13 protein-coding genes are annotated in these 14,876 nt (G+C 71.5%); 5 read left to right on the top strand and 8 right to left on the bottom strand.

Annotation, left to right across the window (positions count from 1 at the left end):
- The first annotated feature begins 179 nt into the window (after positions 1-179).
- The 3 genes from C464_RS11090 to C464_RS11080 all read left to right on the top strand — a co-directional run bounded on the left by C464_RS11090 (position 180) and on the right by C464_RS11080 (position 5,327).
- Positions 180-2,195: a hydantoinase/oxoprolinase family protein gene (locus C464_RS11090; protein ID WP_006113791.1), complete on the top strand. Its 2,016-nt coding sequence runs from the start codon at positions 180-182 to the stop codon at positions 2,193-2,195.
- Positions 2,192-3,823, top strand: coding sequence for a hydantoinase B/oxoprolinase family protein (locus tag C464_RS11085; protein ID WP_006113790.1), 1,632 nt, complete (start codon positions 2,192-2,194; stop codon positions 3,821-3,823). Before C464_RS11090 ends, C464_RS11085 begins: the two co-directional genes overlap by 4 nt.
- 91 nt (positions 3,824-3,914) lie before the next feature.
- Complete coding sequence (locus C464_RS11080) at positions 3,915-5,327, top strand: APC family permease (protein WP_049911086.1); 1,413 nt, start codon at positions 3,915-3,917, stop codon at positions 5,325-5,327.
- 132 nt (positions 5,328-5,459) lie between these two features.
- On the opposite strand, the gene C464_RS11075 is transcribed toward C464_RS11080, so the two are convergent.
- Complete coding sequence (locus C464_RS11075; protein ID WP_006113788.1) at positions 5,460-7,385, bottom strand: beta-CASP ribonuclease aCPSF1; 1,926 nt, start codon at positions 7,383-7,385, stop codon at positions 5,460-5,462.
- Positions 7,386-7,601: 216 nt separating this feature from the next.
- Between C464_RS11075 and C464_RS11070 the strand changes: the two genes are divergently transcribed.
- On the top strand, positions 7,602-8,117 hold the full coding sequence (locus tag C464_RS11070) for a hypothetical protein (RefSeq protein ID WP_006113787.1): 516 nt from the start codon (positions 7,602-7,604) through the stop codon (positions 8,115-8,117).
- A 24-nt stretch (positions 8,118-8,141) separates the two neighbouring features.
- Here C464_RS11070 and C464_RS11065 read toward each other — a convergent pair whose 3' ends face one another.
- The 7 genes from C464_RS11065 to C464_RS11035 all read right to left on the bottom strand — a co-directional run bounded on the left by C464_RS11065 (position 8,142) and on the right by C464_RS11035 (position 14,410).
- A complete protein-coding gene (locus C464_RS11065) occupies positions 8,142-9,008 on the bottom strand; it encodes an SDR family oxidoreductase (protein ID WP_006113786.1) in 867 nt (288 codons plus the stop codon).
- A 63-nt stretch (positions 9,009-9,071) separates the two neighbouring features.
- Positions 9,072-9,845 (bottom strand): archaeal proteasome endopeptidase complex subunit alpha, encoded by a 774-nt coding sequence (psmA, locus tag C464_RS11060; RefSeq protein WP_006113785.1) that lies wholly within the window; start codon positions 9,843-9,845, stop codon positions 9,072-9,074.
- Positions 9,846-9,849: 4 nt separating this feature from the next.
- A complete protein-coding gene (locus C464_RS11055; RefSeq protein ID WP_006113784.1) occupies positions 9,850-10,329 on the bottom strand; it encodes an Rpp14/Pop5 family protein in 480 nt (159 codons plus the stop codon).
- Between the two features lie 7 nt (positions 10,330-10,336).
- Entirely contained in the window at positions 10,337-10,960 is a 624-nt protein-coding gene (locus tag C464_RS11050; protein ID WP_006113783.1) for a class I SAM-dependent methyltransferase, read from the bottom strand.
- The gene (locus C464_RS11045) at positions 10,941-11,693 is read right to left on the bottom strand and encodes an RNase P subunit p30 family protein (protein ID WP_049911084.1); all 753 of its coding nucleotides are present in this window, start codon (positions 11,691-11,693) and stop codon (positions 10,941-10,943) included. The genes C464_RS11050 and C464_RS11045 overlap by 20 nt, the downstream gene beginning before the upstream one ends.
- Before the next feature lie 125 nt (positions 11,694-11,818).
- On the bottom strand, positions 11,819-12,652 hold the full coding sequence (locus tag C464_RS11040; RefSeq protein WP_006113781.1) for a DUF6498-containing protein: 834 nt from the start codon (positions 12,650-12,652) through the stop codon (positions 11,819-11,821).
- Positions 12,653-12,718: 66 nt separating this feature from the next.
- Positions 12,719-14,410, bottom strand: a complete 1,692-nt coding sequence (locus C464_RS11035) for a pentapeptide repeat-containing protein (RefSeq protein WP_006113780.1) — start codon at positions 14,408-14,410, stop codon at positions 12,719-12,721.
- Between the two features lie 128 nt (positions 14,411-14,538).
- Here C464_RS11035 and C464_RS11030 point away from each other — a divergent pair, with 128 nt between their 5' ends.
- Positions 14,539-14,823 carry a DUF357 domain-containing protein gene (locus C464_RS11030; RefSeq protein ID WP_006113779.1) on the top strand — a complete coding sequence of 95 codons (285 nt, stop codon included), beginning with the start codon at positions 14,539-14,541 and terminating at the stop codon, positions 14,821-14,823.
- Positions 14,824-14,876: the final 53 nt, after the last annotated feature.

The raw sequence follows: 14,876 nt of genomic DNA, 5'->3' as shown, positions 1-14,876 counted from the left end.
CGGATCGGCGCACCGCGGAACGGGGTTCCCTGGGGCGGGCGCGGGACGACGCTGACCGCCGCACCGCGGAACGGGGCGGTCTTAAGCCCGTCCGGTAACGATTGGCTCTCATGCCACGCGAGCGAGACATCGCGCCGTCCGGCGTCCGGGGCCCCCGCGACGCCGCGGAGGTGTCGTAGATGGACGGGAGATCGGCGGAGAGTCGGGCGATCGGCGTCGACGTCGGGGGGACGTTCACCGACGTGGCGCTCTCGCTCGACGGCGACCTCGTCACCGCGAAGGTGCCGAGCACCGACGACCAGAGCGAGGGCGTCGCGGCCGGGATCGAGAAGGCCTGCGAGGCGGCCGGCGTCGACCCCGGGAGCGTGCGCGAGTTCTCTCACGCGATGACCGTCTCCGTCAACGCGCTGCTGGAGGGCGACGGCGCGCGGACCGCGCTCGTGACGACCGAGGGGTTCCGGGACGTGCTGGAGATCGGTCGGCAGACCCGCCCGTCGCTGTACGACCTCGACGCCGAGAAGCCGACGCCGCTCGTCCCCCGCCGCCGCCGGTTCGAGGTGGCCGAGCGGACGAGCCCGGACGGGGTCGAGCGGCCCGTCGACGACGCCGAGATCGAGTCGCTCGTCGCCGACCTCCGCGACGTGGGCGTCGAGTCCGTGGCGGTCTGCCTGCTCCACGCGTACGCGCACCCGGAGAACGAGGCGCGCGTCGCCGAGGCGCTGCGCGCGGCGCTCGACGTTCCGGTGTCGGCCTCCCACGAGGTGCTGCCCGAGTTCCGCGAGTACGAGCGGACCTCGACCACGGCGGTCGACGCGTACGTGCGGCCGGCGATCGACGGCTACGTCGGCCGCCTCACCGAGCGGGCCCGAGAGATGGGCCTCCCGCAGCCGCAGATCATGCAGGCCAACGGGGGCGTCACCGACGCCGACACCGTCCGGCGAAACGCCGTGACGACCGTCCTCTCGGGGCCCGCGGCGGGCGTCGTGGGCGCGAGCGCGACGGCGGCGGACGCCGACCGCGACGGCCTGATCACCTTCGACATGGGCGGCACCTCCAGCGACGTGAGCCTCGTCCGCGACGGCGAGGTCGAGCGCACGACGGAGTCGGCGATCGCCGACCGACCGATCGGGACGCCGATGGTCGACGTCGAGACCGTCGGGGCCGGCGGCGGGTCGATCGCGTGGGTCGATTCCGGCGGCGCGCTCCGGATCGGCCCGCGCTCGGCCGGCGCTGAGCCGGGCCCCGCCTGCTACGGCAAGGGCGGCACGGAGCCGACCGTCACCGACGCGAACCTCGTCCTGGGGTACGTCGGCGCGGACACCAGCCTCGGCGGCGACCTGTCGCTCGACGCGGCGGCCGCCCGCGACGCGCTCGCCGACCTCGCCGACGAGGCGGGCATGGAGGGCCCCGTCGCGGCCGCGCTCGGCGTCCACCGCGTCGCGAACGCCGACATGACCCGCGCCATCCGCTCCGTCACCGTCGAGCGCGGCCACGACCCCCGCGAGTTCGGCCTCGTCGCGTTCGGCGGCGCCGGGCCGATGCACGCGGTCTCGATCGCGGACGGGCTCGACGTCGACCGCGTCGTCGTCCCGCACGCGTCCGGCGTCCTCTCGGCGTACGGCCTCCTCGCGGCCGACGAGACGCGCGACGCCGTGCGGACCCGCCAGGGGCCGCTGGCCGAGGTCGACGCCGAGGCGATCGACGCGCTCTACGGAGAGCTGGCCGACGGCCTGCTCGGCGAGGTCAGCGATCCGGACGCGGCGCGCGTCGAGTGCGCCGCCGACCTCCGCTACGCGGGGCAGAGCTTCGAGCTCACCGTCGACGTGGCGCGCCCGTTCGACCCCGACGCGGCCGCTGAGCGGTTCGCGGCGGCGCACGAGTCGGCGTACGGCTACCGCGCCGACGAGCCGGTCGAACTGGTGAACTGCCGCGCGACGGCGACGGTGCCCCGGAGCGCGCCGGCGATCGAGTCCGTCGGAACCGGCGAGGCCGACCCCCGGACCACCCGGGAGGCCGTGTTCCCCGACGGACCCCGCGAGACGCCGGTGTACGACCGGGAGCGGTTCCCGGCGGACGGGCGCGTCGAGGGGCCGGTCGTGGTCGAGGGCGCGGAGAGCACGGCGGTCGTCCCGCCCGGGTGGAGCGTCCGACTGCGCGGCGACGGCGCGCTGGTCGCGGAGGTGAGCGACGCGTGAGCGGCCCCGACGTCGACCCGGTCACGCTGGAAATCCTCCGCAACCAACTGGAGAGCGTCGCGGCCGAGATGGGCCACGTGCTGATCCGGGGCGCGTACTCCCCGAACATCAAGGAGCGACAGGACTGCTCGACGGCGCTGTTCGACGCCGACGGCCGGATGATCGCGCAGGCCGAACACATCCCGGTCCACCTCGGCGCGATGCCCGACGCGGTCGCGGTCGCCTTAGAGAAGGACCCGAAGCCCGGCGACGTGTTCGTCGTCAACGACCCGTTCGCCGGCGGGACGCACCTCCCGGACGTGACGCTGGTGTCGCCGATCGCCCCCGACGGCGAGATTGTCGGCTTCGCGGTGTCGCGCGCGCACCACGCGGACGTCGGCGGGAGCGCGCCCGGGAGCATGCCGCCCGGGGCCCGAGAGATATTCGAGGAGGGACTCCGGCTCCCGGCGGTCCGGCTCGTCGACGGCGGCGAACCCAACGATGGCGTCCGCGACCTGCTGCTCGCCAACGTCCGCACGCCGGACGAGCGCGAGGCCGACCTCCGCGCGCAGCGCGCCGCGAACGACCGCGCCGAGCAGCGGATCGGCGAACTGCTCGACGAACACGGCCCGACCCTGCTCGACGCCTTCGACGCCGTCGTGGACTACTCCCGCGAGCGCGTCGAGACCGAGATCCGGGACCTCCCGGACGGCACGTACCGGGCGCGGGACGTCCTCGAAGGCGACGGCGTGACCGACGCGGCGATCCCGATCCAGGTCGCGGTCACCGTCGACGGGGCCGCGCTCGACGTCGACTTCGCCGGCACGGCCGACCAGGTGGACGGCAACGTGAACGCGCCGTTCTCGGTCGCGAAGAGCGCGGTGTACTTCGTCGTCCGAGCGATCACCGACCCGGAGATACCGCCGAACCACGGCTGTTACGAGCCGGTCTCGATCACCGCACCGGAGGGGTCGCTGCTCGACCCGCGCCCGCCGGCCGCGGTCGTCGGCGGCAACGTCGAGACGAGCCAGCGGGTCACGGACGTGACGCTGGCCGCGCTCGCCGAGGCGGTCCCCGACGTCGTCCCCGCGGGCGGGCAGGGGACGATGAACAACCTGATCATCGGCGACCGCGCGGGCGGGTTCACCTACTACGAGACGATCGCCGGCGGCTTCGGCGGCCGCCCGGCCAAAGACGGGATGGACGGGGTTCAGGTCGGTATGACGAACACGCTCAACACGCCGGTCGAGGCGCTGGAGACGGCGTACCCGCTCCGCGTCGAGCGGTACGCCCTGCGCCCGTCGAGCGGCGGCGACGGCCGCCACCGCGGCGGACTGGGGATCGAGCGGACCGTCACCGTCGAGACCGACGCGACGGTCTCGCTCCTGACCGAGCGCCGGCGGATCGCGCCGCGGGGCCTCGACGGCGGCGAGGACGGCGCGGTCGGTGAGAACCGCATCGACGGGGAGCCGGTCCCCGCGAAGACATCCGTCGACGTCGCGGCCGGTGCGACCGTCTCCGTCCGCACGCCGGGCGGCGGCGGCCACGGCGACCCGGCGGAACGGGACCCGGACGCTCGGGAACGGGATCGGCGCGACGGGAAGGTCGACGACCGACCCCCCGAGGCCGACGGCGACGACCGCGTGTGATAATTCAATTGTCACTTTCTACTGGCCCGGTACGCGGCCGGAATACTGCCGATCGCGAAGGATTAACTGTGGGTATCCCAAGGGAAACGTAATGAGCGACGGGGACCTGAGCCGAGACTTAGGGCTCTATTCAGCGGTCACGCTGAGCATGGGCGCGATGATCGGCGGCGGGATCTTCGTCCTTCCCGCGGTCGGATTCGAGAAGGCCGGACCGGCGGTCGTCTTCGCGTACCTGTTGGCCGGACTGACAGTTCTGCCGAACGCGCTCTCGAAGGCCGAGATGGCGACGGCGATGCCGGAGGACGGCGGCACCTACATCTACATCGACCGCGCGATGGGACCGCTGTTCGGGACGATCGCGGGCATCGGCGTCTGGTTCTCGCTCGTGTTCAAGAGCGCGTTCGCGCTCGTCGGGCTCGGGGCCTACCTGCTGCTGCTCGTGAACATCCCCGCGGGGCTCGTGAAGGCGGTCGCGCTCGTGCTCGGCGTCGTCGTCATCCTGCTCAACATCGTCGGCACCGAGAAGAGCGGGCAGGTACAGAGCGTCCTCGTCTCCCTCGTCGTCCTCGTCCTCGGCGCGTACGTCCTCGGCGGGGTCCAGCCCGCGGAACCCTCGCAGTACGCCCCGTTCACCACCCACGGGATCGGCGGCGTCGCGACCGCGACCGCCTTCGTGTTCGTCTCGTACGCCGGGATCGGCGAGGTCGCGTCCGTCGCCGAGGAGATCGCCGAACCGAGCCGGAACATCCCGCTCGCGATGCTCATCTCCATCGGGGTGATGATGGTCATCTACACGGCGGTCGTGGCCGTCGTCGTCGGCGTCGTGCCGGGCGAGACGCTCGTCGGCGGCGGCCCGGGCGGCGGGACCTCCCTCACGCCGATGGCCGACAGCGCGGCGCGGGTGTTCGGCGGCGCGGGCGTCACCGTCGTCGCCGTCACCGCCGTCCTCGCGCTCACGAGCATGGCGAACGCGGGCGTGCTGGGCACCTCTCGGTTCCTGCTCGCGATGAGCCGCGACTCGCTCCTGCCGGAGCGGGTCGGCCGGATCAATCCCCGCTTCCTGACGCCCGTGACCGCCGTCCTCGTCACCGGCGGGCTGCTCTTGGCGCTCATCGCGTTCGTTCCGGTCGTCGACTTGGCGAAGCTCGCGAGCGCCTTCCTCATCCTCGTCTTCTCGCTGGAGAACCTCTCCGTGATCGTCTTCCGGGAGGCCGGCGTCGACTCATACGACCCGGACTTCCGCTCGCCCGGCTACCCGGTGGTACAGATACTCGGCGTGATCGGCGGCGTCGTGCTGATCGTCCAGATGGGCCTCCTCTCGATACTCGGCGCGGTCGGCATCAGCGTCGGCAGCCTCGCGTGGTATCTGGCCTACGCGCGCCCGCGGACCACCCGGACCGGCGCGCTGGCGACGTACTTGGGTCGCGATGCGGACCCCTCGGATCCGACCGACCCCTCGGAACCGTCGGACGAGACCCCCGCCGCGAAGCGGCAAGACGACTGAGCGCGACGCGCTCGCCGGCGTCGATCGGTCGGAGAAACGCGGGCAAGCGATCGGTCCGGAAAGCGCGTTTCAAACCCTCAGTCCGCGAAAACACCTCGACAGCCCCGTCCCGCCGCGAATTCGCCCTCGGGTCTACTTGAACCGGAACGTCTCCAGGTTCTTCGGCGCGAACGTCCGCATGTTGTAATCGTGGTACAGCGACGACGAGAGGTCCTGTACCGAGCTCTCGTCGCCGTGGACGCAGAGCACCTTCTCCGGGCGCGGGTTCATCGTCTTCACGAAGTTCTCTAACCCCTGCCGGTCGGCGTGACCGGAGAAGCCGTCGACGACCTCCACGCCCATCTCCAGCGTGAGCGTGTCGCCGCGGCTCCCGCCGCCCCAGCCGTCGACCGGGATCTCGTCCCAGCCGTTCTGGATCCGGCGGCCGAGCGTCCCCTGCGCCTGATAGCCGACGAAGACGAGGTTCGAGTCCGGGTCGGGACCGATGTGGCGGAGCCACGACATGATCGGGCCGCCCTCGATCATCCCCGACGTGGAGATGACGATACACTCGTCGCCGTCGGCCACCTCCTGTCGCTCGTCCTCGCCGGCGTCGATGTGGTTGAACTGGTCGGCGAGGAACGGGTTCTCGTCCTCGTGGAAGATGCGGTCGCGGAGGTCGTCGCGGAGATACTCGGGGTACGTCGTGTGGATGGCGGTCGCCTCCCAGATCATCCCGTCGAGGTGGACGGGCATCTCCGGGATCTCGCCCTCGCGCATCGCCTCCTCCAAGACGAGCATTATCTCCTGTGACCGCCCCACGGCGAAGGCGGGGATGACGACCTTCCCGCCCTGCTCGTACGTCTCGTTGATGACCTCCTTCAGCGCCTCCTCGGAGTCCTCTTGGTCGGTCTGGTAGTCGTTGCGACCGCCGTAGGTTGACTCCAGCACGAGCGTCTCGACGCGCGGGAAGTCGTTGACCGCGCCGTTGAACAGGCGCGTGTCCTCGTAGTGGATGTCGCCCGAGAACGCGACGTTGTAGAGGCCGTCGCCGATGTGGAAGTGGGTGACCGCGCTCCCGAGGATGTGGCCCGCGTTGTGGAACGTGAGCTTCACGTCCGGGGCGACGTCGGTCACGTCGCCGTACTCCAGCGGGATGGTGTGTTTGATCGCGTCGCGGACCTGCGCGGACTCGTACGGGGGCGTCCGGCCGTCCTTCGCGGCGACGTCGAGGTAGTCGAGGGTGAGCAGGCCCATCAGGTCGCGGGTCGGCTCCGTCGTGTAGATGGGGCCGTCGTACCCGTACTTGAACAGGAGCGGCACCAGCGCGGAGTGATCGAGGTGCGCGTGGGTCAGGATGACCGCGTCGAGCGTCGCCGCGCCCGCGCCGAGCGCCTCGGGCACTTGGAGGTACGGCACTTCCCCTTCCGCGCCGGGCTTGTCGCCGCAGTCGATGAGGATCCGCGTCTCGGGCGTCGAGAGAATGAACGCCGCGCGGCCGACCTCGCGGCAGCAGCCGAGCGTCGTGATCCGGACCCACTCGTCGTCGGACATCTCCTCGCGGTGGATCTGGCGGCCGACGCGTTCGAGGATGTCGCGGCGCTCCTCGCGCTCGTTCTTCAGGAAGCCGCGGACGTTCGAGACGGTCGACGACTCGATCGGCGGCGTCCGGACGACCTCCGGGGTCCACCCGACCTCCTGGGTGATCTCGCGGAGCGTCGAGCCGCGGCGGCCGATCACCATGCCGGGCTTCTCGGCCTCGATGACGACCTCGCCGGTGTCCTCGTGGAAGTCGAGGTCGGTGACGCCGGCCTCGTCGGGGATCACCTCGCGCACCTGCTCTTCCGCCCGGACGGGCGGCGAGAGGGCGCTCGGGTCCGGGCGGACCGTGATCCGCTTCCGGAGCTTCGAGGCGAGCCGGCGGATCAGGTCGCCGTCGCCGGCGAACCGCTTGGGGTCGCGGGTGTAGACGACCAGCTCCGGGCCCTCGTATTTGACATCTGTGACCGTGATGTCGTTCGGAATCTCCTGTTCGATCTCGGATTTCAACGTATCGAGTTGCTTATCGACTTGACTCATATCTCACTGCGGGTCGTCGAGGCCGCCGTCGTCGAGCCGCGCGCCGCGCGGCGACTCGCCGCGATCGGTCGACCGTGACGGGGTAGGCATAGTGGAAGTACTGTCCGTAGTGTTCCGTGCGGGAACAGCCAGCGAAAACCCGCTTGGATCACGCTACTGCCCCGCCGTTATAAAAGCCTTCGCAAAGGGCAAGCCGACGGCGGCCGAAATCGGCCCATGCGCGTCACACCGGAGACCGTCCGCGACGAACACGCCTGGGTCCGCGACCGCGCCGACGTGGTGGTCCCGGTCCTCAACGACACCCGCGACCGGCTCGGTCGGCTCTTCGGGGCGGACGTGGACGCGGTGACGGCCGACGCGTACCGTCGCGAGGCCGATATCGTCTTCGCCGACGGCGAGGTCGCGGTCAACGTCGCGGCCTGCGTCGTGCTCCTCCGCGATCTGGACGTGGCCGACGACTATCCCGGCTTCGTCGTCGACGAGGTGCTCGGCCGGGAGCTGGCGGCGACGATCGCCGGCGGCCGCCCGCTCTCGCTGCTCGCGCAGGCGACGTTCCACGTCGCCGACCTCTACGTGGACCGCGACGCCACGGCCGATTCGGACCGTTCGGGCGCGGGGACGGCCGGCGCGGACGACCTCGACGCCGCGCTCGCCGCGGGGTTTCAGACGCGGCTTCCGGGATGGGACTGGCGGGAGGGAGCGAGCCCGTTCGCGGTCGACGCCGACGAGTGAGACGGTCGAGTCGGTCGCGGTCGCTTACGACGTGAAGCTCCGGACGAACCCGTACGCCTTGTCGAGCAGCGCGTCCGGGAGGAACCGCGCGAGGACGCCGACGCGAGCGACGGTCCCGGGTTGGACCCGCGCCGGCGGCTGCGTGGCGCTCGCGGCGTCGTAGATGGCGTTCGCGACGAGCTCCGGCTCGACCGAGCCGGGGCCGTCGCCGCCCATCAGCTGCGTGTCGTCGAACATCGCGTAGAGCGAGTCGTACGCCTCGGTCCGCTCGATCCCCTCGCGTTCCTCGGGGTCGGCCTCCGACGCCGCGCGATCCGAGAAGTTCGTCTTCACGGGGCCGGGCTCGACGACCACCACGTCGATCCCGAGGTCCGCGACCTCGTTGCGCAGCGCGTCTGACATCGCCTCCACGGCGAACTTCGACCCGCTGTACACGCCGCCGCCGGGAATCGACACGCGGCCGGCGACCGAGGAGACGTTGACGATGGTCCCGTCGCGCTCGCGACGCATCGCCGGGAGGACCGCCCGGATCAGTCGGTGCGGCCCGTAGACGTTCACGTCGAACTGCTCGTGGACCCGCTCCGTGGTCACGTCCTCGACCGGGCCGAACTGCCCGTAGCCGGCGTTGTTGATCAGGGCGTCGATCGCGCCCTCCTCGTCGAGAACGCGGTCCACGACGCGGTCGACGTCGTCCTGCTCGGTGACGTCGAGCGTGGCGAGTTCGCAGCCCGCCTCGCCGAGCGCTTCGATGTCCGCCGGGTTCCGCGCGGTGGCGTACACGGTCCATCCCTCGTCGAGGAACGCGTGCGCCGCGGCGCGGCCGATACCCGAGGAACAGCCGGTGATGAGTGCCGTCTTCTGCACGCGTTTCCGGTCTGTCTCCGACGGCATAACTCTCCCGACCGGCGATCGGCTACGCAAGGGGCCGACCGCCGGCCGGAGACGACAGGGTCGTTACTCCTCGTCTGCGTTCTCGTCGTCCGCCTCGTCCTCGTCGGTCGCGAGCAGGTCGCGCTCGTCGAGGATCGACTCGATCTCGTCGACCGGTCGCTCGGCGTACTCGGGGTCGTCGACGGTGATCGTCGCGACGCCGACGCCGTCCGGGGACAGCTCGCCGTCGTTCGACTGCGCGAGGGTGTCGAGCGCGAGCCCGACCGCCTCGTCCGTCGAGACGCCCTCCTCGTACTCCGTCTCGAGGTAGTCGCGGAGGTCGCTGCGGTCCGAGCCGATCGACAGCGCCTGCCACTCGTACGGCGTGCCGGACGGATCCGTCTCGAACAGGCGCGGCTCGCCGTTCTCGATGCCGCCGACGATGAGCGCGACGCCGAACGGCCGCGCGCCGCCGACCTGCGTGTACTGCTGGATGTGGTCGGTGATGTTCTTCGTCAGCGTCTCGATGCCGACCGGCTCGCCGTAGCGGAGGCGGTTCACCTGCGCCTGCCGGCGGGCGAAGTCGATGAGCTGGCGGGCGTCGGCCACGTGGCCCGCGCTCGCGACGCCGACGTGGTCGTCGGCCTTGTGGAGCTTCTCGATGCTCTCCGGTTCCATCAACGGGGAGCGGGCGCGCTTGTCGGCCGCGAGGACGACGCCGTCCTCGGCGCGGATCCCGACGCTCGCCGTCCCCCGTTTCACCGCCTCCCGGGCGTACTCGACCTGGTAGAGTCGGCCGTCCGGAGAGAAGATTGTGATGCCGCGGTCGTACGCCTGCTGTTGGGATTGGCCCTGCATGATATCACTCAGTGTCGAAGGTCGTCGCGCCGACGCGGTCCGACTCGGTCTCCACGTCGCACGCGTCTCCGCGCACGACCGCGGGCCGCTCGGACCCCCCGAACGCGACGTCTCGCTGTGTCGAACTGGCGGTCGCGCGACCCATATATCTTTCCTCACAGGCACGTACCGTCCCCGAAATTCCCCTGACGAGGGTTCCGACCGGCTCGCCGTCGACCTCGCTCACGCAGGCGACCGCCGCGCGCGCCTCGTCGACGTGGCCGTGCCTGGCCCTGACGACCGCCTCCCCGGTTCCGTCGGCGTGCGCGAACGACAGCAGCGTGAGGTCGGCGTCGGCGCTCCCGGCGTCGCCGAGCAGGTTGCCGGCGCTGTACCACAGCGCGCGCTGGAACGCGCGCCGCCCGATCGCCGCGTCCGGCCACGACTCGAGCCCGACGGCGAGGTACCGCCACCGCGGCCGGAGGTGTTTCGGGAGGTGCTTCACGGCGATATCACGCCGGGAGCTCGGGGATCCGGTCCGCGACGATCACCGCGACCTGGTCGTGGACGCGCTCGACGGCCGTCACCGCGAACCCCTCGTCGGTGAACGCCTCGACCAGCGTCCCGACCGTCGCGGGGTCGTCGACCTCCGGGCTGTAGAACGGGGCCTCGGGGTCCGGGTCCTCGAAGAAAGCGACGTCGCCGAGGACGATCCGCCGCGCGCCCATCTCGCCCATCACCCGGATCGCCTCGCGCATCTCGTCGTCCGCGAGGTGGTGGAGCGCGAAGTTCGAGGTGACGACGTCGACCCTCTCGTCCGCGTCGAGCCCGGGGTCGCGGAACTCGCCGTACGCGAACTCGACGTTGTCGAGGCCGCGATCGGCCGCCTTCCGCCGCCCCTCGTCCATCATCCCCTCGCTGATATCGCGGGCGAGGACGCGGTCGGCGTCCTCGGCGACCGCCAGCGCGATCGCGCCGGTCCCGGCCCCCAGATCGAGGACGACGTCGTCCGACTCCGGCGAGGCGCGGTCGATCACGAGGCTCGCGCAGGCGTGGTACTCGTCACTCTTCGAGTCGTCGTACGCCGCGGCCTTCTCGGAGAAGCGCTCGGCGTGTTCAGCAACCGTCTTCTTCATACTTGCCACGTCGAACCCCCGGCTCTATGAAGCCCTCGGAGCGCCGGTCCCGGTTCCGCTCGGCGAGGTCGCCCCACGCTTGGAGCCCCTCGCGGACGGCCTCGGCGTCGAAGCCGATCGCCTCGCCGACCGCGACGAGTTCGCGGGGCGCGCGGAGTTCGAGGTGCGACCGCGCGTTCGCGCTCACCACGTACGGCGCGTCGTAGTGGGCGACGATCTCCCGGAGTTTCCGGAGGTCGGCGAGCGCCCGGACCCGCCTTCCGCCGGTCTCGCGGAGGACGGGGCCGAAGTCGAACTCGACCCGGACGCCGTTGTCGCGCGCCGCCTTCGCGAGGACGTGGTTAAAGTCGCCGCCGCCCGCCATCGGCCGGACGAGGACGTCGACGCGGGCCTGCTCGACCGCGAACCGGTTCAGGGCGTCGTCGCCGCCGACCACGCAGACCACGGTCCGGTCGGACCGGTAGTTGCCGACCGCGCCCGAGGCGCTCGTCGGGTCGTCGGCGTCGATCTCGACCGCGTCGACGACGTCGATCCCGTACTCCTCGCGGAGCGCGTCCGGATCGCGGGCCGGGCTCTCGCCGCGGTCCGCCGCGGACGGGCCGCCGTCCCCCGCCGCCGCCAGCGCGTCGCGCGACCGCACCGCGATCCCGTCGTACCCCTGCCGAGCGGCGGTCGCGGCGTGGCGCGCGACGGTCGCCTCCCCGTCGGGATAGGCGTGAACGGCCTCGTACATGCCCCGCCGTTTCGCGGCCGGGGGTATCGGCGTTGCGCTTTCGGGACCGCGACAGTGAGCGCGCTTTGCCGCGTCGTCGCCGCGGCCGCTTTCCCGCGTCGTCGACGCGTTCGTTCTCTCCGACATCAGCCGTCTCCGGCCGACTCCTCGTCTTTCTTCCACTCCCGCCTGGGGTCCTCGCCCGTGAACCACGTCGCGACGCCGTCCGGGTCGTCCTCGCTGGCGGCGCGCCGCCGGCTCCACTCGACGAGCGCCTTCCCGAGCGCGATCGGGAGCAGGTACGGGAGGAGAACGACCTCGACGCCGACCGCGTCGGCGACGGCGTCGAGCAGCCCCGGGGCGAGCGCCGCCTCCACCGCGAAGATCCCGAAGGTGACCGGCACGACGGTCAGCGTCCCGACGACGAAGTAGAAGAAGACGACGCGCTGGGCGGCCTCGACGACCATGTACGGCGACCGCTCCTCGTAGGCGCGCTCGGCGAAGAACTCTCGGCGCACCTCCGCGACCTGAGCGCCGCAGACGCCGAGCGTCGCCAGCCCGACCGTGGGCGTGAGATACGAGAGCGCGTCCCAGCCGACCGCGACGAGCGGGAACAGCAGGAACGCGAAGACGCCGAGCGAGCGGCCGACAACGCGGACGTTCCGGCGGTAGATCGGCGGGAGCCGCGAGGCGAGGCGGATCGGCACCGGGTCGCTCTCCCACACCTCGTCGCGCTCGTCGTCCTGCGAGTACCCGACGATGTAGAACGAGCGGTCTTCGAGGCGGATCGGCCGCTCGGCGAACAGCGCGGCGACGCTGTGGGCGACCACCAGGACGGCGACCTCGATCCAGTACACCGCGAGCAGCTCGCCGACGCGCCAGCCGAACCCGACGACGCCGGCGAGCGGGAGGAGGTTCGTCGCGACCACGACCGCGAGGGCGAATCGCCCCGTCTCGGGGAGGCGACTGCGGGGATTCATCCGTTTCGTTCGTGGCGCCGCGAGAAATAAAATCGCTCGGGGCGTCCTCCCGGCTCTCCCGCGGGATCACCTCCCGACGGACTGCGTGATCGCGAAGACGAACAACGCCACGAAGAACGGCCCGATGAACGCCTCGCTGGCGACGACCACGCCAAGCGCCGGCGTCGACACCTCCGGGATCCCCAACACGAGGGCGTTGAACGACTGGAAGCTGAACGCGAGCGCCGCGAGCGGCCCCTCATACGTCAGTTCGACGCCCAACCAGGCGTACGCCGCGGCGTAGAACGCGATGACGGCGACCGAGGCGTAGACGACGCGTCCCGCGCGCTCGCCGTATCCGCACGTGTACCGCAGTACCTGATTGCTCAGCCACTTCCGCGCGAAGCGGAGCCGCGCCCGCCCGTCCGCCTCCCGCCGGTCCGAGTCCTCACCGCCGAACGCCGCCCGGCGATACGACCGGCCGCGGTTGAGCATCTCTCGGAAGTGGAACTCGCGCGCCGCGGTGTTCTCGCCCACGTCGACCGCGCCGTTCTTCGCCCGGAGGTACGTGTTCTCGCGCTCCGCCGGGGTCGCCCCGTCGTCCCCGTGGAGCCGCCACTCCAGCCGGTCGAACAGCGACCGGTACGCGCCGAAGTCGAACCCGTCGAAGACGGCGTTCTCGAACCGGAACCGCTCGAGGTCCGGCTCCGCCGACGCGGCCCCCTCGAGCACCACGTCGCCGAGGACGCTCCCGCCGAAGTCGAACGCGTGGTCCCCCGCGACCTCGATCACGCCCGAGACGGCGTCGACGTTCCGGAAGTCGACGGTGACCGGACCGTCCCCTCCGGCGGCCAAGTCCCGCAGTTCGACGTCACCCCGGAGGTCGACATCCCTGACGAGGATCCGGGACTCGGCGGTCGCGTCGGCCAGCTGGATGTCGCCGACGCACACTCCCGACGTGAGCACCAGACACGTCTCGGGGATCGCCCCGTCGCTGTACGGCAGGCCGGAGCCCGCGAGCGACGGGTCGTCGACGAAGTTCGTGCCGACGGCGACGGGCGCGCCGAGGTCGCTGCCCGTGAACTTCGCGTCGCCGCGGAACGTCGCGGAGGAGAACAACCCCCCGCGCTCGAACGTCGCGTCGTAGAAGTTCGCGACCGAGTCGAAGTCGGCGTTCATGAAGTCCGCCGCGCCGCGGAAGGCGACGCCGACGCCGAACAGCCCCTTCTCGAACGCCGCGCCGCGGAAGCAGGCCTCGTCCCGGAACGTCGCGTCCTTCAGGTCGGCCCAGCGCCGGAACGCCGTCAGGTTGAACGAGACCGGGCCGCGGAACTTGACGCCGGTGAAGCTCGCGCTGGCGGCGAAGCTCCCGTCCTCGAACACGGCTCGCGACTCGAAGACGGACCCGTCGAATCGGACGACGTTCTCGAACCGGCAGTTGTAGCACTCGACGTCGCCGAGGATCCACGACTCGCGGAGGTCGATCGGGTGCGTCGTCTCGCCGTCGACGACCGCGTATTCGAGGTCGATCCCCGGGCAGACGGCGCCGAACAACCGGTTCTCGCCGGCGTTTTCCGACTCGACGACGTCAACGATCGCCGCACCGAGGCGCTCGGCCGAGACGCCCCGCTCCGGGAGCGACCGGATCGGTTGGTGAAAGACGCAGTAGTCGGTGTCGGCGTGAGCGTCGTGCGGGCACCGCCACACGTCGCCGTCGACGTCGTCGAAGCGATCGCCGCTGACGTCGTGGACGTACGCGCACGCCGCCGCTCCGGTCATGCTTCGCGCTCGCACGGACGGATTGAAAGCCTTCGGGTCGGGGGCGCCGGCGCTCCGACCGCCCGTTGCGTCCGCGCCGCCCTCGCCCCGACCCCGTCGCTTTTGTCCGCCGGACGGAACACTCGGACATGGCCGCCGACCTAGAGGAGAAGACGGACCGCTACGAGCGGATGCTCGCGGACGCGCTGGCCGTCGCGGAGCCGCGGCCCCCCGCCGACACGCCGCTGGGCGAGGCCGCGGCGGACGTGACGGAGATGGCCGAGTCGTACCTCGACGACGGCCGCCACTTCCGCTCCGACGGCGACCCGGTGAACGCGCTCGCCTCGTACTCGTACGGGTACGGCTGGCTCGACGCCGGGGTCCGGCTCGGGCTGTTCGCGGTGCCCGACGACACGGAGCTGTTCACGACCTGAGCGCCGGTCCCCGCCGGCGTTCGCGCTCGCGGCGACCGCCGAGAGGGGCGACG

Source organism: Halorubrum coriense DSM 10284 (assembly GCF_000337035.1).
Taxonomy (GTDB): Archaea; Halobacteriota; Halobacteria; order Halobacteriales; family Haloferacaceae; genus Halorubrum; species Halorubrum coriense.
Note: the sequence above shows the minus strand (reverse complement) of the source record. Positions and strands in the feature narration are given on the sequence as shown.